General features: G+C 58.8%; 20 protein-coding genes. 5 read left to right on the top strand and 15 right to left on the bottom strand.

All coding sequences use genetic code 11. From position 1 onward, the window contains the following. Positions 1-25: 25 nt before the first annotated feature. From OXE05_09840 to OXE05_09800, 9 genes are all read right to left on the bottom strand, one after another. Positions 26-811, bottom strand: a complete 786-nt coding sequence (locus OXE05_09840) for an amidohydrolase family protein (protein ID MCY4437618.1) — start codon at positions 809-811, stop codon at positions 26-28. A gap of 159 nt (positions 812-970) precedes the next feature. Next, positions 971-1,771 carry an amidohydrolase family protein gene (locus tag OXE05_09835; GenBank protein MCY4437617.1) on the bottom strand — a complete coding sequence of 267 codons (801 nt, stop codon included), beginning with the start codon at positions 1,769-1,771 and terminating at the stop codon, positions 971-973. A gap of 190 nt (positions 1,772-1,961) precedes the next feature. Further along, positions 1,962-3,389 carry an extracellular solute-binding protein gene (locus OXE05_09830; protein ID MCY4437616.1) on the bottom strand — a complete coding sequence of 476 codons (1,428 nt, stop codon included), beginning with the start codon at positions 3,387-3,389 and terminating at the stop codon, positions 1,962-1,964. Between the two features lie 287 nt (positions 3,390-3,676). After that, positions 3,677-4,402 (bottom strand): amino acid ABC transporter ATP-binding protein, encoded by a 726-nt coding sequence (locus OXE05_09825; GenBank protein ID MCY4437615.1) that lies wholly within the window; start codon positions 4,400-4,402, stop codon positions 3,677-3,679. A gap of 126 nt (positions 4,403-4,528) precedes the next feature. Continuing rightward, a complete protein-coding gene (locus OXE05_09820) occupies positions 4,529-5,767 on the bottom strand; it encodes an amino acid ABC transporter permease (GenBank protein ID MCY4437614.1) in 1,239 nt (412 codons plus the stop codon). Between the two features lie 7 nt (positions 5,768-5,774). Then, the gene (locus OXE05_09815) at positions 5,775-6,968 is read right to left on the bottom strand and encodes an ABC transporter permease subunit (protein ID MCY4437613.1); all 1,194 of its coding nucleotides are present in this window, start codon (positions 6,966-6,968) and stop codon (positions 5,775-5,777) included. A gap of 76 nt (positions 6,969-7,044) precedes the next feature. Then, a complete protein-coding gene (locus OXE05_09810) occupies positions 7,045-8,181 on the bottom strand; it encodes an amino acid ABC transporter substrate-binding protein (GenBank protein ID MCY4437612.1) in 1,137 nt (378 codons plus the stop codon). 188 nt (positions 8,182-8,369) lie between these two features. Further along, on the bottom strand, positions 8,370-9,497 hold the full coding sequence (locus OXE05_09805) for an amino acid ABC transporter substrate-binding protein (GenBank protein MCY4437611.1): 1,128 nt from the start codon (positions 9,495-9,497) through the stop codon (positions 8,370-8,372). A 229-nt stretch (positions 9,498-9,726) separates the two neighbouring features. Then, the gene (locus tag OXE05_09800) at positions 9,727-10,668 is read right to left on the bottom strand and encodes a carbon-nitrogen hydrolase family protein (GenBank protein MCY4437610.1); all 942 of its coding nucleotides are present in this window, start codon (positions 10,666-10,668) and stop codon (positions 9,727-9,729) included. Between the two features lie 320 nt (positions 10,669-10,988). Here OXE05_09800 and OXE05_09795 point away from each other — a divergent pair, with 320 nt between their 5' ends. The 4 genes from OXE05_09795 to OXE05_09780 are packed head-to-tail and all read left to right on the top strand — an operon-like array spanning position 10,989 to position 15,268. Further along, the gene (locus OXE05_09795; GenBank protein ID MCY4437609.1) at positions 10,989-12,455 is read left to right on the top strand and encodes a 5'-nucleotidase C-terminal domain-containing protein; all 1,467 of its coding nucleotides are present in this window, start codon (positions 10,989-10,991) and stop codon (positions 12,453-12,455) included. Between the two features lie 24 nt (positions 12,456-12,479). Continuing rightward, entirely contained in the window at positions 12,480-13,376 is an 897-nt protein-coding gene (locus tag OXE05_09790; protein MCY4437608.1) for a metallophosphoesterase, read from the top strand. 7 nt (positions 13,377-13,383) lie between these two features. Further along, on the top strand, positions 13,384-14,043 hold the full coding sequence (locus OXE05_09785; protein MCY4437607.1) for a DUF1614 domain-containing protein: 660 nt from the start codon (positions 13,384-13,386) through the stop codon (positions 14,041-14,043). Positions 14,044-14,050: 7 nt separating this feature from the next. After that, complete coding sequence (locus tag OXE05_09780; protein ID MCY4437606.1) at positions 14,051-15,268, top strand: amidohydrolase; 1,218 nt, start codon at positions 14,051-14,053, stop codon at positions 15,266-15,268. Between the two features lie 410 nt (positions 15,269-15,678). Here OXE05_09780 and OXE05_09775 read toward each other — a convergent pair whose 3' ends face one another. Then, complete coding sequence (locus OXE05_09775) at positions 15,679-16,122, bottom strand: hypothetical protein (protein MCY4437605.1); 444 nt, start codon at positions 16,120-16,122, stop codon at positions 15,679-15,681. 144 nt (positions 16,123-16,266) lie between these two features. Continuing rightward, the gene (gene mutL, locus OXE05_09770) at positions 16,267-17,976 is read right to left on the bottom strand and encodes a DNA mismatch repair endonuclease MutL (GenBank protein MCY4437604.1); all 1,710 of its coding nucleotides are present in this window, start codon (positions 17,974-17,976) and stop codon (positions 16,267-16,269) included. A 255-nt stretch (positions 17,977-18,231) separates the two neighbouring features. Here mutL and OXE05_09765 point away from each other — a divergent pair, with 255 nt between their 5' ends. Continuing rightward, on the top strand, positions 18,232-18,684 hold the full coding sequence (locus tag OXE05_09765) for an Hsp20/alpha crystallin family protein (protein ID MCY4437603.1): 453 nt from the start codon (positions 18,232-18,234) through the stop codon (positions 18,682-18,684). Positions 18,685-19,693: 1,009 nt separating this feature from the next. Here the strand turns inward: OXE05_09765 and recN are convergent. The 4 genes from recN to OXE05_09745 form a co-directional block, all read right to left on the bottom strand. Beyond that, on the bottom strand, positions 19,694-21,454 hold the full coding sequence (gene recN, locus OXE05_09760) for a DNA repair protein RecN (protein ID MCY4437602.1): 1,761 nt from the start codon (positions 21,452-21,454) through the stop codon (positions 19,694-19,696). An 8-nt stretch (positions 21,455-21,462) separates the two neighbouring features. Further along, on the bottom strand, positions 21,463-22,290 hold the full coding sequence (locus tag OXE05_09755) for an NAD(+)/NADH kinase (protein ID MCY4437601.1): 828 nt from the start codon (positions 22,288-22,290) through the stop codon (positions 21,463-21,465). Positions 22,291-22,663: 373 nt separating this feature from the next. Further along, positions 22,664-23,821 carry a glycosyltransferase family 4 protein gene (locus OXE05_09750; GenBank protein MCY4437600.1) on the bottom strand — a complete coding sequence of 386 codons (1,158 nt, stop codon included), beginning with the start codon at positions 23,819-23,821 and terminating at the stop codon, positions 22,664-22,666. After that, positions 23,821-24,951: a glycosyltransferase family 1 protein gene (locus OXE05_09745; protein ID MCY4437599.1), complete on the bottom strand. Its 1,131-nt coding sequence runs from the start codon at positions 24,949-24,951 to the stop codon at positions 23,821-23,823. The genes OXE05_09750 and OXE05_09745 overlap by 1 nt, the downstream gene beginning before the upstream one ends. Positions 24,952-24,954: the final 3 nt, after the last annotated feature.

Raw genomic sequence — 24,954 nt, 5'->3', positions numbered from 1 at the left:
CCATCACTGCAAAGATGTCGAACCACTAGGCTCCATGCCGCGTCGTCTTGCACTGCGCCAACACACGCGCCATGTTCCCGTAGAGAATCTTCTCTTTGTCCTTACTCGACAGCCGTGTGCCCAGTACTTTCGCAAGCTGCGATGGAAAGGAGCGGCCCGGCATATCGGTACCAAAGATCACGCGCTCTGCCCCAACGTGGTCGACAAGTATATGCACACCGTCAGCATTGCACTCGTTTCCGGCAATATCGAGCAGGACGTTTGGCGTACTGCGAAAGACTTTGGCGCCGTACTCGTAGTCACCACCGGCGTGGGCCGCGATGATGGTGGCCTGCGGATGCCGACGGGCAAGGTCCGCCACCATTTCCGGCGGCGATTCTCCATAGCCCAGGCCGCCCGCCTTCAGCCACGTGTGCTGCAGCGCGGGAACACGATAGTGCGCGCAGATTTCCACCAGACGGTCAACCCGCGGATCGTCGCACGGCACCGCGTGCCACAGCTTTAGTCCTACAAAACCTTGTGTATCAAGCCGCCTCTCCAATTCCGCCGCCGCGGCATCAGCGTGGCAAGGATTCACGTAGCAGAAACCGCGCACACGCTCAGGATAGCGCTGCATGAGCTCGTACGTTTCGTCGTTGGACCGTGCGCAGAACTCCGCAGTCGGGAACGAGTAGCGGGAAGCGTCTGCCACCGGACGAATCGCATACGTCACGAGCACAGCATCGAATTGCTCCGCTATCGCGATCTGTACCGCAAAGTCGGCCAGCGACTTGCCGACGTCGGTGTGGACATGCACGTCGATGATTGGCATTTGAGTATTCCGACTTAGATCCCTACATTTGCTCTCTATGTCATTTCGAGCGCAGCGAGAAATCTAGGGTACTTGAGCTCTTCTTCACGGCCTTCTGCTTGGCGAATTGCCAGGCTGACTGGCTGCATTCTCGTGGTAGAGAATCCCACAGCACCAAGGTTAACTATACGCTGCAAAGTACGATGGATCACCAATCGTTTTCGTTTCCGCCAGGACGCGCGCCATGTTGCCAAAGAGAATCTTCTCTTTGTCCGCTTCCGACAATTCAGTGCCCAGTACCTTGGCCAATTGCGAAGTAAATGATCTGCCGGGCATGTCGGTGCCAAAGATCACACGGTCGGCGCCGACGTGATTCACCAGAATTTCCACATAGCCCGCGTTGCACTCGTTGCCGCCGATATCGAGCAAGACATTCTCGCACGAGCGAAAGACCTTCGCCCCATATTCGTAGTCGCCACCGGCATGGGCCGCGATGATCGTCGTGCGCGGATGGCGCTCGGCCAGCGCGGCCACCATGGCTGGTGGCGATTCCCCTGTCTTCTGTCCGTTCACCTTCTGCCACGTGTGCTGGAGCGCAGGCACGCGGTAGTGGGCGCAGATTTCCATGAGTTCATCGAGACGCGGGTCAATGCACGGCACCGCCACCCACAGCTTGAGGCCCACGAAGTGTTGCTCTCGCAGCCGGAAATCGAGTTCCTCGCATGCCTCCTGCGCGTGACCGGGATTGACGTAGGCAAACCCGTGCACGCGGTCAGGATAGCGCTCCATCAAAATGCGCGTCTGATCGTTACAAGCGCGAATGTTCTCCGGCGACGGGTACTCATGGTTGTTGGCGGCCGTGACCGGGCGGACGGAATATGTGACGAGTTGCACATCGAATTGCTCGGCAATGGCAATCAAATCGGCAAAGTCGTCCAAGCGGCGAGATACGTGCGGGTGCACGTGGACGTCAATAATCACGGCACTAGCGCTTTCTCACGTTCCGCAAACCGGGCTGCTGCGTATCCAGACACTTGCACATGCCAATTATCGCCCGTAGTACTCAATAGTCGCTCCACGCCGCAGTCCCGGGCAGCCGGGCCGAGAGCATGGCTTTACACGAGTGCCGTGTTGGCTAAGCGGCCGTAGCCGCTTAGCCAACTTACGCGCTCTACCAGCCGCCCACAAGCTCCTGCCACTTGGCGATGATATTGTTCCACTCCTGATCGACGTTTGCCAGGCCCTCTTGGATGGTAATGTTGCCTGCCATGACGTCGGGCAAGAATTGTGACAGGGCCGTGCGCATCTCGTCGGCGCCAGGGATTGGCAACGAGTGGGACGCGCGGAACGGGATCTGGTAGCTCTGGTGCTCGAGGAACGGGTCACCCTCGGTGAACTCCGACGAATTGGCGACCGATAGCCGAATCGGCACGCGGTCCCACGCCTTTGCCCAACGGAGGTTGTTCTCGGGTCGGGACACGAACTCGATCCAGGCAAATGCCTCTTCGGGCACGGTCGTCCACGACGACATGATCCAGATGTGGTGCCCGCTCCAACTTACCTGCCGTACCGCGTTGGGCGGCTTTGGATGCTCGATGATACTGAACTCGAAACTCTCATCGATGGGGTAGATTTCCGCCTTGCGCGTTGAGTACGTCGCGTACATCGTGGCGGTAAAGTCGTTGACGAGGGCGGCGCCCCGCGGCGAACCGGAGGGCCGAGCCGTCTGATTGAGCGCGGCAAGGGCGTCCCAGCCACCTTGCAGGTCGTTTACTTTCTTGACCCACGTGAGCGCTTCAATCCCTTCCGGGCTATTGAGCGCCGCTTTGCTCAGGTCGTCGCTGACTCGCTGCCCGCCAAGTTGCAAGAGCGGTGTAATCCACTGGTACCTGCCGCCGCTGCCCCATTCAGGCGGGAACCCGGCAACCACCAGATTACCGGCCGTGTCCTTGCGCATGGTCTTCTGGACAACCGCTTCCAGGTCGTCCCAAGATTCGGGGCCGTTATCCGGGTCTAGGCCGTTCTCCAAGAAGATGCCGTCGTGCATGTAGAGCACACGAAGGTCGGGGCCATACGGAAAGCCATAAAGTTGACCGTCCTTGCTCCAGACCATGTTTTCGGTCAGGCTTGTCCAAATGTCCTCCATGTCGATGTTGGAGCTCTTGACGACGTCATTGAGGCCCCGCGCCTGGCCGAGCGCGCCCAACTCGATGGCGTGCCACTCGCCCCAGGAACTGAGATCATGTGGTGAGTTGGCGGCAAACGCCGTGCGAAACGCGGCGTACCGTTCGCTCGAACTCGTCGACGGCGGATTGACGTCAAACTCGATATCGGGATGCTCTGCGCGGAACTCAGCGACCAGTTCGGCGGAAACGCCCTCAGCTTCCTGGAACTTGAAGTAGGGATGCGTGGCAAACAAGACGTACACGGTCTCCTTTTCAGGAGGCACGGCCTCTGCCTGCGGCGCTTCCGCTTGCTCTTCCTCAGCCATGGTTGCTGCGGGCACAGCACCACAGGCGGCAAGACCCAAAACCGCCAGCGTGCTACCAAGCCCTGCCATGGTCATGCGGCGTGAAATCCGTGTCGAATTTGGACTCATTGCATTTCCTCCCACACATTATGCTCCAGTAGTCCTTCAGCAAATTGAGCGTGTCCCACGACAACGCGCGCCGTCTACGTGGGGTTTAGCGTCGCTGCGGTGTCCTTCGGAACCATGCCTCCCTTCCTCTAGCGCGAGGGGTACCGCCAATGGGCAAACTGCTCAGTTGTCTTTTACCACCATGTGAAGCATATGTCTAGCATACACCCGGTGACATACGCTGAAGGACTGCACGGGCAGGGACGGAACCATAGTTGGCGTTCCGCTACGTGCCCAGGAGAGAAAGGCTAGAGAATTTGGGAAAGGAAGCGCCGCACGCGCTCATGGCGCGGATTGTTGAAGAATTCATCCGGGGGAAGGTCTTCGACGATCTGGCCTTCATCGAACATAACGATCCGGTCGGCAACCTCGCGGGCAAAGCCCAACTCATGGGTAATCGCCACAATCGTCATTTGGTGCGAAGCAGCCAGTTCTTTCATGACTTCCAGGACTTCCTTGATCATCTCCGGATCAAGCGCAGACGTAGGCTCATCGAAGAGCATGATTTTCGGGTTCATGGCCAACGCGCGGGCGATGGCGACGCGCTGCTGCTGTCCGCCGGAGAGTTCGCCTGGAAACTTTTCGGCCTGCTCCGGGATACCCACGCGCTCCAGAAGCTGCCGCGCGCTGGCCTCCGCATCATCCACTGGGGTCTTGCGCACTTTCGTCGGCGCTAGGGTGATGTTACGCAAAACCGACAGATGGGGAAAGAGGTTGAACGATTGAAACACCATGCCCACTTCGCGGCGGATGGCGTCGATGTTGCGCACGTCATCGGTCATTTCGACACCATCCACGATGATGTCGCCGCGCTGGTGCTGCTCCAGGCGGTTTATCGTGCGAATGAAGGTAGACTTGCCCGAGCCGGACGGGCCGATGACAACCACCACTTCACCCCGACCGATGGTCGTGGTCACCCCACGCAGCGCATGAAAGTCGCCGAACCACTTATGCACGTCGCGGGCCACTATGATGTCGTCTTGTTCAGGAGTCTGTTCTGCTGCTACTGCCACTTCTGTTGCCACGTTTACCTCCGTATGATTTCGGCGCCCCGCCGCAATCAATCAGCTATTCTCGGTTTTCGTCGCATCGAACGCAGCCTAACGTCGGCCGACGCCGAGGTGCCGCTCCACCCGGCGGCTCACAAACGACATCGTGTAGGTAAAGACCCAGAACACTGCCGCCACGAAAATGAAGAGCTCTCGTGCATTGTCAGCGAATTGCACGTTGCCCTGCACGATGGAGCGTCCCATCTCCAAGATATCCAACATACCGACGATGTAGACCAGACTTGTATCCTTGAAAAGCGCAATGAATTGTCCCACGATTGCGGGAATCACGTTGCGGATCGCCTGCGGCAACTGTATCAGCATGGTGACTTGCCAGCCCGGCAGGCCCAAGGCTCGCGCTGCCTCGGCTTGACCCGGATGCAAACCCTGCAAGCCGCCGCGAATGTTCTCGGCCGTGTACGCCGCCGAGAAGAGCGTAATCACAATGGCTGCCCGCGTCACGGAATCGACGGGGAAGTTTGCCGGTAATGCCAGCGGCACCAGCACTTGCGACATGAACAAGAGCGTGATTAACGGCACACCACGAAAGACTTCGATGAATACGACACAGAGGATCTTGACCACCGGCAGATTGCTGCGCCGCCCTAGCGCCAGCAATACACCAATCGGAAAAGCAAAGAAGATGCCGGAAACCGCCAGGATCAGGTTGAGCATCAAGCCGCCCCACTTCCGCGGCGCCACCTCTTCCATGCCAGGGAAACCCGGCAATCCGGTGAGCAATAGTAGCAGGAACACGTAGATCGCAATGCCGCCGAGCACGAACGTGCGCGGTTTCGCGGTTCTTGGATTGCTGCCCAAGCCGTAGCCTAAGCCGATGGTCAACACGTTAGCCAGAATGAGCGCGCGCACCCACCAGGGCATGATCACGCCCTCATGGAACAATCCGTAGGGCAGAACTCCCAGCAACACCGTAACCGCGCCGTAGCCAATGGCTATGCGCCGCGCGGCGCCACCCCACATGGCGGCGGCCATGCCGAAGAGGATAGAAACCAGCAGCCAGCCCGTTAAAGGGCGCCAAGCGAGTTCCGTGGGGTAAAGGCCGATAAGGTACTGCTGCGGTCGGCTGGCAATAAGCGTCCAGTCCGCGGTGCCAAATAGCCAACCCAACATACGCCAAGCGGCCCAGAGTATTACTGGCACGGTGACGACAGTCACCAAGCCACTGAGCCAGTTGCCAAATAAGTTGGCTCGCGCCCAACCGATCCAGCCAGTTTCTGTACGTGGCGGCGGCAGTGAAGGCGCCGGTTGCCACGTTTCCGCAGTAGCCATTATCCGACTAGCCTCCCGTGAACTGGATGTGCCGGTTGTAGAGATTGCCGATCAGGGAGTATGTGAGACTGTACAGCAAGTAGATGCCCATGATTATCAAGAAGATGGTGACCGCCGGCGCAGTCTGAGTCATAGTCTTGGCGACGCTGGTCAAGTCTGCGTACCCGATAGCAAGCGCAAGACTGCTGTTCTTCGTTAGATTGAGATACTGGCTGATGAGGGGTGGAACGATGACACGCAACGCTTGGGGGAAGGTCACAAAGCGCAGCGTCTGCATCGTGCCCAAACCCAAAGAGCGGGATGCCTCGCTCTGACCCCGCGACACGGATTGCAGACCGCCGCGGACAATCTCCGCAATGAAGGCCGCCGTGTAGATGATCAGCCCGACCAGTAAAGCCGTCAATTCGATGGATATGGTGTAGCCGCCCACAGGGTGACCGAAGCGGCCCTCAGGGTGCGGCACGCTCATGACATAGGGGGCATCGCCAATCGCGACCCACACCAGCCAGGCTACGCATGATCCCGCGATGAAAACGCCGCTCGCTCCCAGCCAGGGATACGACGGACGGCCGGTGCGCTCCTCGCGGCGCTCCAGGAGTATCTTCGTTACGATCCCCACCACCACGGCCAATACGACACAGAGCAACCAGAGCCCCGGTTGCTGCTGCCCCTCCGGCCACGGAAACGACAGCCCGGCATTGTTGTTGAGGTAGATAGCTTCGAACAAGACAAACCCGCCCTGCTGAACCGATGGCAGTCCCAGCAGCAAGATATACCAAAAGAACAACTGCACCAATAAGGGCACGTTGCGGAAGACTTCCACGAATACCGTGGCTACTTTGCCAATTACCCAGTTGCCGGATAGCTGCAACGCGCCCACGATGATTCCCAGGGTCGTAGCGAGGATGACGCCCACCACAGAGACCATGAGGGTGTTGGTCGCGGCAACGAGAAAGGCGTAAGCGAAGGTATCGCTCTCTTGATAGGGCAGCAGGTGCTCGCTAATAGGAGTGGAATACTCCCGATTGAGGAAGGAAAAGCCAAAGGGAATGTCGCGCTGCACCATGGCGGAGGTGACATTGGAAAAGAAGAATGCGACCGCCGCCACGACCAAGATGCCCGACACGATCTGCGCAGTCCAACTCAAGATGCGGGAGTGCCGCCAAATAGGAATGCCTTGGTATGTCAACGAAAGTCGCACCGGCTTTAATTCCTAGCGCTTACACTATTGGCGATTCATGCTGACAGCAGTATACACCAATTCGTTCGCAGAGCCATTAACGCAGCGGCTGAGAGTAAATCTGCCCGCCCTTGGGGCAATCAGCACACGGCGCATTTGACCACAGCGCGTTGCGGGAGCCTTCTCGCGGCAAGTCTATGCCAGTACCAGGCCCCAAATTGCGGTCGTATATCTCACCGTAGTTGCCCACCGACTTGATTACGGTTTGACCCACGGTCTGTTCGAGGCCAAGTTCTTCCTGCCCGAATGAACCCTCCGTTCCCAGCAAACGCTTTGCTTTCACGTTGTCGCCAGCGGCGACTTCGTCCACATTAACGGAGTTGATGCCGTACGCCTCGGCGTAGATCAGGATACCCATCACGGCCTTTACGAGGTCGAACCACTGCTCATCGCCGTGGGGCACCATGGGTCCAAGCGGCTCCTCGGAAATCGTCTCAGGCAGAATGATGTGTTCTTCGGGATTTTCAAGCGAACTGCGCAGCGCCGTCAGCGCCGACCGGTCGGTAGTGAACACCTCGCAGGCCCCGCTCTTGTAGGCCTCGAAAGCCACCTGCGCCTCTTCGAATGTCTTGGGACTATACTCCATCCCGTTCTGGCGGAAGAAATCGGCCATGTTGAGCTCAGAGGTCGTACCGGTATTCACGCAGACGGCCGCACCGGCCAACTGGTACGCGCTTGTTACTCCCAGGCTCTTGGGTACCATGAAACCTTGACCGTCATAGAACATCGTTTGCACGAAATTGCCCCAATTGGCGTCGCGGGACGTGGTCCACGTGGTGACATACACGAGTAAGTCCACCTCGCCCGATTGCATCACAGGTCCACGCTCAGCAGCCGTTATGAGACGGATTTCGACGGCATCGGGATCGCCAAGCACTGCCGCCGCGACGGCGCGGCAGAGATCGATGTCAAAACCAACATTGTTACCGGCTTCGTCCACATAGCCAAACCCCGGCGTGTCGTTGAGGCTGGCGCAAATGAGACGACCCCGCTCTTGCACAGTTTCAAGCCGCGAACTTACCGCCGGCGGAGCCACGGTAGCGGCCTCGGTATCAGCAGCCGCCTCCTCGAGTGCCGGTTCTGCAGTGGTGGCGCATGCCGCACCCAGGAGCAGTGCGAATGCCAGCGCTAATCCGGCAGCTAGCTTTCTTGCCAAACTCCCACGTCCACTCATATTGCCTCCCCGCTGATAGCAGTATGATTGGTTGGTTTCCGGTGATTCACTTGCCACGGCATACTGCCAGCCCCTTTGCACTCGAATGGCTTGCCCCTATTGTAGGCCAAGCGAGCCATCCTTATATCAAAAGTCGCGCCGACCCGGAAATGGTCCGGGCCGACGCGACAATAGTCAGCGACTACGAATTAGCGCAATGGCTGAGAATAGATCTGGCCGCCCTTCGGGCAGTCAGTACACGGCGCATTCGACCACAAAGCATTGCGGGAGCCTTCACGCGGCAGTTGGACGCCATCGGGGTTGTCCAAGTTGCGCGCATAAATCTCGCCGTAGTTCCCGACCGCCTTGATGATGGTCTGACCCACGTTCTGATCAAGACCTAGCTCTTCCTGACCGAATGAACCCTCAGTGCCAAGCAGACGCTTCGCCTTGACGTTTTCGCCAACGGCCATGTCATCAACGTTGGTGGAGTTGATGCCATACGCCTCGGCATAGATCAGGAGGCCCATCACGGTCTTCACAAGGTCGAACCACTGCTCGTCACCGTGCGGCACCACTGGTCCTAGCGGCTCCTCGGAAATCGTCTCCGGCAGAATGACATGGTCGTCCGGATTCGGCAGAGCCGTTCTCAGCGCGGCAAGCTGCGAGCGGTCATTCGTGAAGACCTCGCAGGCGCCACTCTTGTACGCTTCCAAGACCACGTCCGTATCTTCGTAGACCTTCGGGTTGTACTCCAAGTTGTTCTGGCGGAAGAAGTCAGCCATGTTCAACTCGGTAGTCGTACCACTGGTCACACAGACCGCAGCGCCGGCCAATTCCAGCGCGCTTGTGACGCCGAGGCTCTTGGGAACCATGAAGCCCTGGCCGTCGTAGAACATCGTCTGGGCGTAGTTGCCCCAGGCGGCGTCACGAGAAGTCGTCCACGTCACGGTACGCACCAGCAGGTCAACTTCGCCTGACTGAATGGTAGGCCCACGCTCAGCGGCCGTAATCAACCGGATTTCGAACGCATCCGGGTCACCCAGCACTGCCGCAGCCACGGCGCGGCAAAGGTCAATGTCGAAGCCAACGTTATTGCCGTCCGCGTCTACGGAACCGTAGCCGGGTACGTCATTACGGCTGGCGCAGATGACATGACCCCGTTCACGCACGGTGTCCAGCCGCGAAGTCATGGCCGGCGCCTCCACCATCTCGGTCTTGGCCTCGGTCTCTTCTGCCATCTCTCCCGTATCCGCCTCTTCAGTAGCGCACGCTACGCTGAAAAGCAGCGCGAGCATTACGCTAAGAGCGATTAGGAGCTTACAAACCTGTCTCATCTTCATTCCTCCCTCATAGCACTTCTTCGTGCTTCGATATTGCGAACCATTATATTGACCACACTGTCCTTTTGCAACCAAGAAACTGCCCCAATTGCATCGACTTGCCGGCGGCATCTAGCCTCGTTGCCAAGCACAGCTTGACTTGCGGGCATAAAGAGATGTTTCCTGGGCCTCCTTTCAATCGCAAATCACGTAACTGCGGTGCCGGAACAACTCGAATCTAGGGCTAACCAACTACTACGGATTGCTGTGCAATCACGCGCTCCGCTTCACGGACCGAGCGATCATGGTATTCCTGCCAGTTTTCAAGGCCGTATACGCTTTTCATGCGGGAGATCGGCCAGGCGTCATCATTGGATTCCACCATGAACACGCCATCATCTCGCGTGCCGACAATAGTAACTCTATTGCCAAAGTCCGTTTGCATCTGGCGAATCTGTTGGTATTGCATATCGTAATGGAACACCTCGGCCTCGAGATCTACGGTGCTGTGGGCCACGTGCACGCCCAAGCCGCTGGCGGCGACCTCGTCGCCGAGTTTGTTGATGATGCGCGAGCGTCCACCGCTCACCGAAGACGCGATGATGTAACTGTGCAGCCAAGCGTACGCGCGCAGCCGCAAGCCACCATCGCACATACTGGGGAAGACCACAAGCTCGGCCCCCGCCTCTCCAATGCGCGCCCACTCATCCGGGTAATCTACATCGAAACAAATCAGCATACCCAGCTTGCCGAAGTCAGTCTCGAACACCGGCACGTCGGCATAGACACCAGGCACCGTGCCTGCCTCGAGTTCTCCCAGCGTGGGGTGGATCTTGTCATATTGACCCACGATTTCACCCTGGCGGCCAAAGAGCACACTGGTGTTTATGCGTGTATTGCCGCGCTCCTCGCACATGCCCGCCACCACGTACATGCCGTGTTGGCGCGCTTTCTCGGCGAATAGGTCTGAAGTTGGACCGGGAATTGGCTCCCAAATCTTGGCGCGCTCTTCCTCATCTTGCGGCAAGCCCAAAAGGGTAAACTCCTCCGGCAAGCACGCCAGATCAGCGCCCAAGCCGCCCATCTGGTCGAGCAACTCAACCGCCAATTCGTGATTTGCGGCAATCGTAGGACGTCCGCCTATGTGGCCGACACAGGCAGTGGCTACTAAGGCTTTGCGCGGCATAATCTGCACTCCTGTGATAAACACTATCTAGAATGAGCGTGTTACTTGCCCTTGAGTATACTCTATTGAAGTTAGTATAGACCAGTAAACTCTTTGCACGCAGAGTAAATTGCAAGCGGGACAATATGATTGTGAATGATACAATTCGCCGGGCAGCCAAAGTGCCGAATTCTTTACATGCCCTGGTATGAATTTCGCCTATGTCGCGGAACGCATTGTGAAACATGCCTTCCGTCTAGTATTGTAAGAAAGAAGGAGATTGGCCGTCAGATTCTCCGAGGATACGTGCGAACTCCGTACCGCTAGAGCTGAATGAGCACGTGGGCTTCACCATTCTACATACCAACGACCTGCATGGCTTTGTGCGCTCCACGCCGCGTTTGGCGCAGAGCGTGCGGGACAAGCGCGCGCAAATCGACAATGTACTCTTTGTAGACGTTGGCGACTACTTCCGCCTCAAGCGCCACCGGCGGCCACAAGATGACGATCGCGTCACCGCCTGGACGCTGCGGACACTTGAGTACGATGTTGTGACGCCGGGGAATGCCGAACTCTCACGCTTCGATCCCTGGCACTTGGACTTCTTGATTGCCCAAAACTGCGGCACGATGCTCTGCACCAGCGGTTTCAACGCGCGTCTCCCGGCCTCGTGCCGGCCCTATCGCGTGCTTACGCTGGATGGTATTCGAATCTTGTTCATCGGAGTCTGCACGGAAGACAGCCACTGGGACCTATCGACGCCTGCGAACAATTTCTACCCTTCCGCACGGCGGTCGGCGGCAAAGACGGCAAGCCTGGTCAACGCTTACCGCGACCGGGTGGACATGGTCATCGTGCTCTCGCATTCCGGCATGGCCCAGGACATCCTGCTCGCTGAGTTGATACCGGAGATCGATCTCATTCTCAGCGGCCATTGCCACCACCCGACACTGAGACCAATTTGCGTTGGCAAGACGAAGATCGTACAGGCCGGCCTTAACGGTATGTTCCTCGGCCAGGTGGATATCACCCCAACGGATGGCAACCCGCTCATCGAGTCCACTCTGCACACCATAGATGCGACGACCCCGGAAGACCCGGTAATGGAACGACTGCTCCGGCTACAAGGCCGGCGGAGTGATCCCGACAAGCTGCGCACAATCGGTACTGCCGGGGAAAACGTGGGCCAGGGCTACTTATCAAGCAATGGGCTGGGTAACACCGTTACAGACATTTGGCGGGAAGCAACAGGCGCCGACATCGCTTGGACGAAGGCGACCTTCATCACACCTCTCTTCGCCCCCGGCCATGCGCTTACGAGTTGGGATATCCAGCTCTGCGTCAGAGGATTTCCTTTATCGAAAATGCTCACTCTGACAGGCAGTCAGGTTCAGCAAGCCGTCGAACACAGCGTTGCGGATCAATCCTATGCCTTCCTGCCGCCGGATCGCCGCGATGAACTGGTGACACAACTAGAATCTGCGTCGGCTCTGCCGGGATGCAACTTTCTCCACCAATCGGGCATGCAGGTGCAGGTTGACTTGACGAAGCCGACCGGTGAGCGCGTGCGGGAAATTCGCGTGGACGACAAGCCGTTGCTACCTGAAGCTACGTACCGGGTAGCGATGGATGCCTTCCACGCCAGAGGCGGCTCGGCATTCACCATGCTCAAGGATGCCCGCAGCAGAGAGGACCTGAGCTTGGATAACCCTGTGGAGGCCTACGTGCGCGAGAAGGGGGTACTGGAGGGCACTCTTGACGAGCGGTACAGTATCACCGGGGCCACAGCCCTGGCTGCATCGGTTTAACCGCAGCATGAATGCCACGCACACGTGATTCGCTTGCTAATTTCACTTTCCGCCCTCGGGATATTTGCCGTTGGCGCCTACGGCTACTTTATAGAGCCCTACCGGCTGCGCGTGCGGCGAATCCGCCTGCCGATACCATCCCTCAATTCACCGGACGCTACAGTTCGCATTCTCCACATTACCGATCTGCACATGCGCGCCGAAGACAAGCGACGCGTACGCATGCTTCAGCAGCTCGCGTACCTGGAACCCGACCTCCTACTACTAACCGGCGACCTCATCCATGGAGGACGTAATCCTGACGCCGAGATTGAGACAGTTCTCGAAGCGCTCGCGCCCATCCATGCGCGCCATGGGGTCTTTGCCGTGCTCGGCAACCACGACCACGTACACCGCCATCGCATCAAGAGTTGGTTCGGGCAGCCGCACCGCTTTCACGATACGACCAAGCTCGTCCACACGCTCGAATCCCAGCAAGTCCACGTGCTCACGAATGCGCATGCCAACGTTACCGTAAACGGTCAGCCACTGACCCTCGTTGGCGTCGACGACCCCTTCACCTGGCTGGACGATATCCGGCGCGCGACGAACGGCGCACCCGACGACACCACACGTCTGCTGCTCGCCCACACCCCCGACGTTGTTCGCACATTGCACACCGAACGATTCGATCTCATCCTCTGCGGCCACACGCACGGCGGGCAAGTTCGCTTGGCTGAGAACATAGTCTGGCATACGAACACGCGTGTACCGTTGCCGCGCAACGCCGGTCTGATGCAGGTTGGTGGCCACCTAATCTACTGCTCTGCAGGAGTTGGCGTTTCCATGCTGCCCATCCGCCTCAACTGTCCGCCCGAGGTAGGTTGGATCGAGCTCGTGGCGGCAAAGCAGGACGATCCCCACACTTCACCCGCTGTGTAAAAGACTCATGCTCGGCCCTCTCCTGCCTCTCCTTTTCTCCTTTGTTCTACTGCCTCTGCTCGTAGTCTTACTGCAAGTCCAAGCAGTCTCACTCGCTTTCGCGAACCTGGGTCTGTCGCCCACGCTGGTCATCATAATCTTCTACCTCTCTCTCATCGGCAGTTTCGTCAACATCCCGGTTTCACGGAGAAAGGTACGAATTGAGGGTAAATCCTTGCTGCCCCTGCCCTTCCCGTTTCCGCTCTTCCGCTACCCGCCGCGCGTGAAAGAACAGGTCCTCGCCATAAACGTAGGTGGCGCGGTGATCCCCGTATTGCTGGCTCTCTATGTCTTGCCGAACGCGCCGTTGGCCAAAGTACTCGTGGCGACCGCGACGGTGAGTGTCGTGTGTTTCGCGCTCGCGCGTCCGCGAGAGGGCGTTGGCATAACAATTCCCGCGTTGATCCCGCCAATCATTGCCGCACTGTTGGCGTACCTTCTCGTATCCGATCCGGCGGGACGCACCGCCGTCGCGTACATCTCCGGCGCAATGGGCACGCTCATCGGCGCAGACATCCTCAATCTACCGCGCATCCACCGTCTGGGAGCCCACGTGGTCAGCATTGGCGGGGCGGGGGGCTTTGATGGTATCTTCCTGGTGGGCATTTTGGCAGCAATTCTGACGTGAGGAAGCAATGAGCACTGCAGAGGTTCAAACACGCGTCCGCGAACTGGAACCGGAACTCGTGGCAATTCGGCGAGAGATCCACCGACACCCTGAAGTCGCCTTCGAACTGGATAAAACGCCACGCATTGTCGCCGAGAAACTCGCAGCCGCCGGCTGGGAGGTGGAGACTGACGTTGGCGGGCAAGGAGTGGTCGGCATTCTGCACGGCAGCCGTCCCGGCAAGGTGCTGGCTATTCGACCGGATATGGACGCCCTGCCGTTCCCCGATTGGAAGCAGGTTCCCTACGCGTCACAGACTCCCGACGTGATGCACGCGTGCGGCCATGACGCCCACACGGCCATCGGCATCGGCATTGCCGCGATCCTCGCGAACATGCGCGATCAGTTTGCAGGGACGGTCAAGCTGCTCTTCGATCCGGCAGAAGAGACGGGCGGCGCGTCCGAAGCCTTGGGCGGCCCGCCGTGCGGACCCAAAGCCCTGCGGGCTGCCGGTGTGCTGGATAACCCGAAGGTGGACGCCTTGATGGGATTCCACAACCTGCCTGAAATCCCGGTAGGCCAAGTGTGGTTGCGCCCCGGCGTCATCTTTACGGGATACGACATGTTCTCACTGGAGATCACCGGAAAAGAGACCCACGCCGCGCGCAGACACCAAGGAAAAGACGCCATTCTGGCAGCGAGCCACGTCATCCAAACACTCTACGGCGTCGGCTCCCGCGTGGCGCCAAACAATCAGGTGTACTCCCTGAACGTCGGCCTCATCGAGGGCGGCAAGGACTACAACCTGATTCCATCGACAGTCAGAATGAAGGGCTCCGTACGCTGCGGCGATCTTGACACGCGCGCGGGACTGGGCGAGCGCTTGGCAGCCCTGGTAGAGTCCGCCGCTGAGAGTGCGGATTGTACTGCGGAATTCTCACTTACGCAGGGCAACCCGCCAGTGGTGAATGACCCCGCTTTGGCGTCACTCGTGCACGCTACCGCGGCCGGAGTTCTTGGCACTGACAACGCCGTGATGATGGACGCCCCGCTGCTCATCGGCGACACGTTCTGCTTCCTGGCCGAGGGTGTCCCCAGTGTCTACTGGCTCTTTGGCTCTGGCAACGCCGACCGCGGCATCACGTACCCCCTGCACCACAGCCTCTACGATCTCGACGAAGCCTCGATCGGGCATGCGCTGCAAGTGGCGGTGGAAGCTACCTTGTCTTATCTCAACAGCAATTAGACCGTGTGGTGAATGAGAATTTGCTTCTGAGGATTAGCAAGGGCAGTTCGTTTGAAAGAGTGGCCGCAAAGCGGCCTATGCAGCTTGATTCGTCACGCTCAGTGAGAGTCAGATTTTCCGCTGTCAGAATGGAATCGTCAACCGGCACGTAGGATTGCCACCTATTGGCAGCGACACACATTAGGTTGGCCCGCTACGTGCCGCGTCAATTCGTACCATGCAATGGATATGGCGGGCAGCGCGCGCATCGTCACTCCAGCGCAAGCCGGAGTCCTAGTGTGAAGCGAAGATGGATTCCGGCTTGCGCCGGAATGACTGAGATGAACATCCACCTATTTGCCTGGTATGGAATAGCTGACCGCACCGCCCGCAATCGATCCGTCACTCATCGTTCCACTGTCTCCGTGAGTCTAATCTTGTTGATCGAGCGGCAGGCCCGCAAGCACCTCCGGCTCGATTTCTTCCAGCGGCAGCGCCTCGTGTAAGACTGTAATGTCGGGCGACGGATTAGTGGGGAGCCAAACCGCCCGCCCAACCACCAGGTTGTCGGCAACGAAGAAGACCAGAACTTGCGCACGCGGGTAGCGGCCACGCAAGAACTCAGCAAAGGGCATAATGCGCCCTCTGCGCGCGGCATCGTCGAGCTCATGCCAATAGGCGATCGACGGCTCGTCTAACGGCATGACGATTACGTTGGCGACGCTTACCGCACGGCGGTACGCGGCATCATCTCCCGCCGAATCCATGTCCTCGGGCGCCAGCGAGAGATACGCGTCGCAATTCCATTGCTCACGCTTCTCCTGGCGGGAGATGAGGTCCGCAGCCGCCCGCGCCTCTCGGTTATTGCCTGCCATGCTTCTCGTCTGCCCCTGTTAGGTAAACCGGCCATTTGTGAACAGAGCGGGGGACAAGCCCCCGCGCTACGACTTAACGGCTATCCGCGCAGTCTTGCTGCGACACTGCAACTGAACCCTACCACACAATGGGATTGGCCCCGCTTACGTGCGTCCAAATTCCCGCGCCAGTTGCGCATGCGAAAGCCGCACCATCGTCGGACGTCCATGCGGACACGTTCGCGCCAGATCGCACCTTTCCAACGCGCTAAGCAGCGCTGTTATCTGCTCGTGGGAAAGCGTGTCCCCCGCCTTTACCGCGCCGTGGCACGCAATTATCCACCGGAGCCGCTCAAGCGGATCGCCGCGATAGTCCGGGTTATCCTTCTGCTCGATCACCGTCGCCACGAATTGCCCCCAGTCATGACCCTTCTCTGCCAGAAACGTGGGAACCGCCCGCAAGAGCCATGCGCCGCTGCCAAACGGTTCCACTTCAAAACCCATGCGCTGCAGGTCCTCTGCGTACCCCTCCAGCCATTGCAGGTGCGGCGGCGCCAGCGACAGAGGTTGCGGTTGGAGCAACTGTTGTCTCTGCGCTTCGGGCAGCCGCTTGAGGACGGCTTCGTAGAGTACGCGCTCGTGCGCCGAGTGTTGATCGATGAGATACATGCCATCTATGCCTTCGGCAATCAGGTACATGGCATTGATCTGCCCAAGTACCCGCAACTCCGACGGCGCGGTGGGCGCGGCTTGCAGCGCTCCGTTGTCCGGCGCAAGCCCTTCCGCGCCCACCGGACGAAAGAGATCGACCGCTCGAGCGCTCTGGCCCGGACTTGCCTGCGCCTCGGGGTTGCGCCACGTGTCCGCCGTTTGGAAACGTTGGCGCATGGGCTGCACGGCCACGTGCTGCGAGAGTACCGAGCGCAGTATATGACGCATCTGCCGTACGACGCGGGCCGAGTCCCTTAGTCGAATGTCCGACTTTTGCGGATGCACATTTACGTCAACCTCTTCCCAAGGAAGCGAGACGTTGAGGGCCGCCAGCGGGTATCGTCCGTCAGGCATGAGTTCCGCATACACGTCCGTGAGCGCATAGAGAAGCGCCCGCTGCTGTACCCAACGGTTATTTACGAAGAGGGAGACGCCGGTGCGGTTGCCGCGGTTCACCGTGGGCTGCACGAGCACGCCCTGCACCAACGGATCGTCCACCGGGATCAACTGTTCGGCAAGCTCGTGGCCGTGCATGGCGATGAAAACGTCCTCGATGCGCCCACTGCCGGCGGACGCAAAGACTTCACGCCCGCTTACCGTGAGGGAGAAACGCACGGCGGGGCGACTCAGGGCCAGGTGCTGCACGCATTGCGTGACGCGTTGTGTTTCCGCCTGCGGGCTCTTGCAGAAAGCCAGCCGCGCCGGCACGTTGAAAAAGAGCTGCCGCACGTCCACGGCAGTGCCAACCGGGCCGGAGGTCGCCGTCACCTTGGGGTCATCGCCGCCGGCGGTCTTAAGCTGTTGGGCGGCGCGGTCTTGGGCTGTGCGGGAACGGATGTCCAGATGCGATACCGCCGCGATGGAAGCCAGCGCCTCGCCACGAAATCCCAGCGTGCGAATGGCCGCGAGGTCGTCCACGCTGCCAATCTTGCTGGTGGCATAGCGGCGCACCGTGAGCGGAAGATCGTTCGCGGCAATTCCCACTCCGTCGTCTTCGACGCATAGACGGCGCAGCCCGCCCTGCTCGATGACTACTGCGATGGAGGTTGCTTGCGCGTCAAGCGCGTTTTCACACAACTCCTTGACCACCGAAGCGGGACGTTCCACCACCTCTCCCGCCGCAATCTTTGCCGCGAGCGCGGCAGGCAACACTTGAACGGCCATGTTTTGTTCCTCTCCACGCTCAACCCGGTAGCAGGATAGCAATCGCCGCAGCCTCGGGTCAAAAGCGCCATAGACCGAGACCCACTCCCTTTGCCTAAAATCACACCTTCACTCCGCCGGCTTAAGAGGATGTTCGTTATTGGCATCAATAAAGTTAAATAATCTTACTAAAGATACTTGACACAGAGCGACGCATGTTTTAGAATACTAGCAGAGGCTTGGTTCATCAACAGTAAAGTAAGAGGAGGAATTGCAATGGCTGAACTCAAGCGCTACGAGCCCCACACCTACGCGACGGTGCAGGATGTCTTCGACCGGCTCTTCGATCGGTCGCTCTTTGGCCCTGGTCTCTTTAGCAACGGCGCCACAACCCCGGTAAACCGAGGCTTCCCTGCCAACCTTTGGGAGACCGATGAAGCCTATGTGCTGGAGTTGGCAATCCCGGGCGTGAATCCCGATGACATCGAGATGACCCTGAGCAAGGGCAGCCTGATCATCAAAGGCCGCTACGAGCGTCCCGAGACCGAGACGGGTACCAGCATCTGGCGCAACTTGCCTGAAGGCGAGTTCGAGATTGCCTACACGCTCCCGAGCGCCGTCTACGCCGACGAGGCCGCGGTTTCCTGGTCGAATGGCATCTTCAAGGTGCACTTGCCCAAGGAGGAGAAGGCGAAGTCGAAGCGGCTCAAGATCCGCGTCGGGGAATAGGCGCCGTTTCGCCTGCGCCACAGACGGCAACTGACGCCCACAGGAATTTGCTCCTGTGGGCGTCTTGCATTACATGACCGGAATGCAGCTGGAATTCCGTGATTCCTGCTGGTATTGAGTAATTCGTTGACAGACTTTGTGGAAGAATCCTTGTAGCGAAACTCTGCGCTCGCCTGCATAAATGTCATTCCGAACGGCATGAATACGTGTCATTCCGAACGGAGTGTCGCTCTTAGCGCGGAATCTAGAGTGCAAAAGCCGTCAAAGTGCGTTGAGCAGGGACCCTGGATTCCTCAAACAGGGTTCGACGCTACGCTCGGAATTGTAAGAGTCAGGTAATTCGCTGACAGATTTGATAGAAGAATCACGGGAGCAAAACTCTGCGCTTGCCTGCATGCATGTCATTCCGAACGGAGCGCAGCGAAGTGAGGAATCTAGAGTGCTGAAGCCAGTGTACTTTGTCAAGCATGGACCCTAGATTCCTCGCTTCGCTCGGAATGACATGTACGTTCGACACAGTTCAGTGAGTAGAAGCTTTTATCAGCGAATTACTCAACACATACAGGAATCACAAGGCCTTGCAGCGCTCTCTTCGGTAATGCGAATTCTGTCAACGAATTGCTCAACACTTACAATCATCGGGAGCAGAATAGTGCGCTGCGAGAAGCTTTGAACTCAGGACCTCTCACGGGAAGAGGCATTCTGCTAACCCAGGCGCAACCCGGCTCCCTATGCCTGTCATTCTGGGGAGTTCTTCGACAAGCCTGTCTTGAGCCTGCCGAAAGGCTCAGAATGAATTCTGCGCCGAAGAATCTCGTGTCACAGGGTTCCAGATTACTCGCTGCGCTCGGAATGACATGATCTGTCAACACTGACAATTGGGGAGAGGATTCTGTCAGCGAAATACTCAACACTTACTGGAATGACACGCAATTCTGCTCAACAAAGGGATTAAGTCCAAGTCTAGGTATTCTGGAGAGATCGCACGTTTCCAGCGTCACGATATCCCTCAACGTTGCATGAGGGAGCCCTCCCGTTCCAGCTTCCAGCGCTGTGCGCGGGTGAGGAGCTCACGAATGCCCCGCTCTGCCGCCGCACCTACGGCGCCACTCATTGCTACCAGCTCATCTACCTGCCGGTCCGCTTCAAGCCTATCGACGTGGGTAAACGTGCGGCTGCTTTCAGCGGCCTTATGGATGAAGTAGTGGTGATCGGCATACGCAGCCACCTGCGGGAGGTGCGTAACACAAATCACCTGATGATTCTCGACAAGGCTCCACATCTTTTCACCCAACACGGCCCCGCTGCGACCACCGACACCGATCTCGATTTCATCGAACACGAGCACCGGCGTTTCGTCGGCGTGGGCCAAGGCAGACTTGAGGGCAAGCAAGAGGCGGGACGCCTCGCCGCCGGATGCGATGGTTGCCAGGAGTTTCAGTGGTTCGCCCTGATTTGGGCTGATGAGAAACTCGACGGTATCGATGCCTGTTGGTCCACACTGCAGCGCCCGGGGACCTTCTTCGGTCTCAATGAGGAGTCCTTGCGGCACTTCCTCTTGTGTCACGGCCACGTCGAACACCATGTTTGGCATCCCCAACAGCGCTAGTTCACTATGCACGGCCGCCACCAGTTCCTTCACGGCGGACTTCCGTTTCCCCGAGAGTTCGGCGGCGCAACCGGCAAGCTCTCCGGCAAGTTGCTGTTCCTGCTGCGCGAGGTCCGCTACGCGGTCTTCACTTGATTGAATGCGCGCCAGCTCTGCCGCTGCTTCATCCGCATACCCCAGGACGTCTGCGATGGAATCGCCATACTTGCGTTTCAGACTCTCAACAATGTCTAATCGCGCCTCCACCTCCAGCATGCGTCCCGGCTCCTGCTCCAGGCCGGTGGTATAGCGCCGGACGTCTGCAACCAGTTCCTCTAATTGCGCCGAGACTTCCTGTCCGGCTTTGAGAAACTGCTCCGCGTCGGGATCGAGTTCAGACAGGCGCTCGAGATCCTTGACCGCATCACCCAGCCAATCGCTGGCGGGCCGCGCCGGTTCAGCGGCATCACTCAGCGCACCGAGCACGGCGCCCGTCAAGTCTACTATCTCCGCACTATGTCGTAGTCGCCGATACTCGGCGCGCAGCGCTTCCTCTTCGCCAGGGGCAAGGCCCGCCTCGGATATCTCCTGAACTTGAAAGGCAAGCAGGTCGGCGCGTTGCGCCAACTCTCGTTTGTCCTGCCGGAGATGCCGCACCTCGGACTGCACCGCTCGCAACATGCGGAAGGATTGCGCCACACGCTGCCGCAGATTGCCCAGACCGGCGAAGCGGTCCAGGAAGTCGAGCTGTAGCTTGGAGCGAAGCAGCGAAAGGTTCTCACCCTGACCGTGAATGTCAACAAGCTGGCCGGCCACCTGCTGCAAAACGCCCACAGGAGTTGCGCGGCCCTGAATGCGGGCGGTTGTGCGACCGGAGGCTGCGATCTCCCGCGAGAGCCGCAATCGATCCTCATCGTCCATGCTGATGTCGAACTCTTGCAGCACCTCTGCGAGGTCCGGGGGGACGTTAGGCAGCGCAAAGGCGCCCTCGATCCGGGCGGTACGGGCGCCGCTGCGCACCTCGGCAGCGCCCACGCGGTTGCCGAGCAGTGCGCCGATGGCATCGATGATGATCGACTTGCCGGCGCCGGTCTCGCCAGTAAGGACATTGAACCCAGCGCCAAACTCGACCCGGACTTCGTCTATGAGAGCGAAGTTTTGGATTTCCAAGCGCTCCAGCATGGCGGGCCCTAGGAACTTTCGAGGGGAATCCGGAGTTTTTGCACGAGCGTCTCGTAGAAGTATGTGCGCTCCTGTACGCGGGCAAATTTGCAGGATTGCGTTGCGGTGGTCAGGTGCATCATCCCTTCATTGGCCAAGTCGCCTACTGGCAGCCCGTCAATGGTGACCACTGCTTCGTGTTGGTGGAAGACCTGCAACCGCAAGCGCGCGGACTGGCGCAAGACAAAAGCCGTCGTCGGTCCTCGCAGCACGAACATGGGCGTGATGAGCATGTTCCGCACCTCGGGATGCAGAATCGGCCCTCCCGCCACCATAGAATAGGCCGTTGACCCGGTCGCCGTGGAGATCATCAAGCCGTCCGCAACGTAGTCGGCGAGAAAAGCATCATCAATCCAAACTTTAATATCCAATACGCCCCGCACATGCCCTTGGCTGATCACAGCTTCATTGAGCGCTACGGTTTTCTGTGCCTCACCCTCGATTTGGCAGTCTAGCATCGAACGCTCTTCTATCCAGTATTCCTCATTCAAGAAGCGCGGCAACATCTGGATTGCCTCTTTCGGCAGCAACTCCGACAAAAAGCCGAGCCTGCCAAACTTTACGCCGACAATGGGAACATCATTCTGCGCGCAGAGCGGCGCCGCCCGCAAGATGCTCCCGTCGCCTCCCAATGTAAAGAGAAGATCGGTGGCGGGTACCAATTCATGCCACTCAGATTCCGCTTCCACCGGCACGTGCCACGCCTTATGTCCTTCCTTCTGAATGACGGTGTGCAGAACGGTAGCAAGCGCATGCGCCTGCTGGCGACCAGGATGGTAAAGCAATCCAATGTTCACGGCCGTATGCCTATCTCTGGTGTTTCTTGAGGTGGATTAAACCAATTCGGCTGTCTGCCACCGTGACAGACGCGCCAAAGTGGAACCCATTACTGTCAAGGCTTCAGGACATTACCTAGGGGTACTCCGTCGACTCTGACGCTATATGAAACCCGTAGCGGTTCGATTATACCGCAGCCAGCCGCGCGAAGAGTTCGGCGCCTCGACCTTGCTCTCAAGCAAGTCTCGGTCGCAATGACAACAAGAGTGCGGCGGAGAACTCCACACCGGATACCGCCCTCACCTCGCCAAATTCTCCCGCTGACCGCACGCCCGGCTGACGGGAGCCAAGGGGGAGACCCCGCCACTAGTCATCTGGATTCGCGGCAAGGCGCTAGGATTGGGACGCCTGTCGCTGTGCGCTGTACATCAAGCCGTGGGTCAACTGGCGATACATGAGCACGGTCTTTGCGGCGATGCGCTCCTGGGTAAACTCACGCAGTACCCGCTTTCGTCCCTGTACGCCGAATTCGTGTCGCAGGGCGGGTTCCTGATATAAGGCGGTCAGAGACGTGGTAAGCGCATCCACGTCGCCCTCCGGGAATGTCACGCCGGATCGCTCGCCAGCGTCGTCGCCGATGATTTCAGGGATTTCACCGGACTCCGAGCCGACCACAGGCACACCACATGACATTGCTTCGATGAGTACGCGCCCAAATTGCTCCTTCCAATTCGGCATAGTGAGGGAAGGCAATACGCAGACGTGCAGTGCTCGGTAGTGGACGGGCATTGCGCTGTTGGAAACGGGGCCGAGGAATTCTACATGATCTTGGATGCCGAGAGACTCAGCCTGCGCACGGAGCGCTCGTTCGGCGGAACCGGTGCCAATGAGCTGCACACGGTAGGGAAAACTAAGCCGCGAAGCAGCGTTGAGCAGCACGTGTATGCCTTTTTCCGGCACGAGCCGACCTACAAAGCCAATCCTAAAGACCTCATCACGGTTTGCGGGTTGCGGGGCCGGGGTAAAGAGCTCTGCATCCACCCCAAACTGCGGGAAAACCGCCGAGGGGTATGAAAAGCGCTTTCGTCGCAGCACTTCCTGAGCCTGGCGGGTGCCCGCCTGCGCTGCGTGTGACTTAAGCAGAGAAAAGAGCTCGAAAAAGTAGAATGGCGGGGGGTAAACGCGGTAGATGTTCTGCCACGCAAAGAAGATCGCTTTGGCGCCGACTCGTCGCGCGTGCCAGATGGCGTGCGCAGTAGCAAAATTGCACGGTTCCTCATCCACGTGCACCACGTCGGGTCGCCACTCGAGAAGATGACGCCGGAGGTTTGGATAGTAGTGCGCGTGATAGTGTCCGTTGAAGCGCATATGCTCCGCTACCAACTCGTACCCGGACGTGTAGCGGCGTTCCAATACCTGGCGATGTTCACCTTCGCGCCAATAGGGAGGCACGATGGCCCGCAACTCAACATCCGGGAACTTGGCGATCTCTTCCATCTTGCGCTGGTACGTGCCCACCACGAGGGCTTTAGAAATGTAGAGAACTCGCATCAGCTCACCTGCTCATACACCGCAATCGTCTGTGCGGCAGTGCGTTCCCACGAGAACGACCGCGCCCGCGTCAAGGCCCGCTCTGCATAGTGCCCCCGCTCCTGAGCGGATTCCCAGAGCCGTCCAATCGCCGCCGCCCAGGCGTCTGCGTCTTCAGGTGCGACGAGGATGCCACCGTCTGCCACCACCTCAGGGAGCGACGTGGTATCGCTGCACACGACCGGCGTGCCGCAGGCCATGGCTTCCAAGGGATCCAAGCCAAAGCCTTCGTACCGTGAAGGAAAAGTGAAAACTGTCGCGGCGCGGTACAAGAGAGGTTTATCCGCTTCGGGAACGCCGCCCAGGAAGCGCACGCGATGCCCAACATCGGATTCAGTCGCTTGGCGCACCCAATCGGGAAACAGGGCCGCCTTGCCGTGTCGGGTACGACCCGCAACCACAAGCGAGACGTCTTCCGGCAGCTTGGTCAGCGCCGCGAAGAGTGTCCCAATGTTCTTGCGCACGTCCACCCCGCCGAGGTAGAAGAGAAAGCGCTCCGGCAGATCGTAACGTCGCCGGACGGCCTGGACATCCTCGACCGGTATGTCTGGCGAGAAACGTGAGTCCGCGGCCAGATGGACAACATGCACGTCGTCTTCGCTCACCTTGAGGTGCTCGACCATTTCGCGCTTCGCAGCTTCAGAGTCCGCAATGATGGCATCTGCCTTGTGCGCCGCTGCCATAACGAGGCTCGTGTAGAGTCTTACGAGGAAGTTACCCCGATACTCCGGCAAGACTACCGGAATCAGATCGTGAATAGTAGCTACCAGCGGAAAGCTGTGGTAGTGCGGCGGCGCAAAATACGGCACGTGCCCCACCACACCATCACCCAGTTTTGCCGTCTGTCGCGGCCACGTTACCTGTTCCCACCAAAGCTTTGCCAGGTTCCCGCTGCGAAGGAGACCAGCCAGTGGCGCATGTGCACGAATGCCGCCTACCGGACGCATCGTATCACGCGAGAAGTAGGGCACTTGCACCGTCAAGCGATGGTTGCCGTTGCGCTTCTGTAGAGCCCGCAGCAGATGGTACGCATACTGGCCGCTGCCGGTATGGTGCACATTGAGGAAATACCCATTAACGGCGACTTCCATAGG

This window comes from Chloroflexota bacterium (assembly GCA_026710945.1).
GTDB lineage: Bacteria > Chloroflexota > UBA11872 > VXOZ01 > VXOZ01 > VXOZ01.
This window is presented reverse-complemented; position numbering and strand designations above follow the sequence as displayed.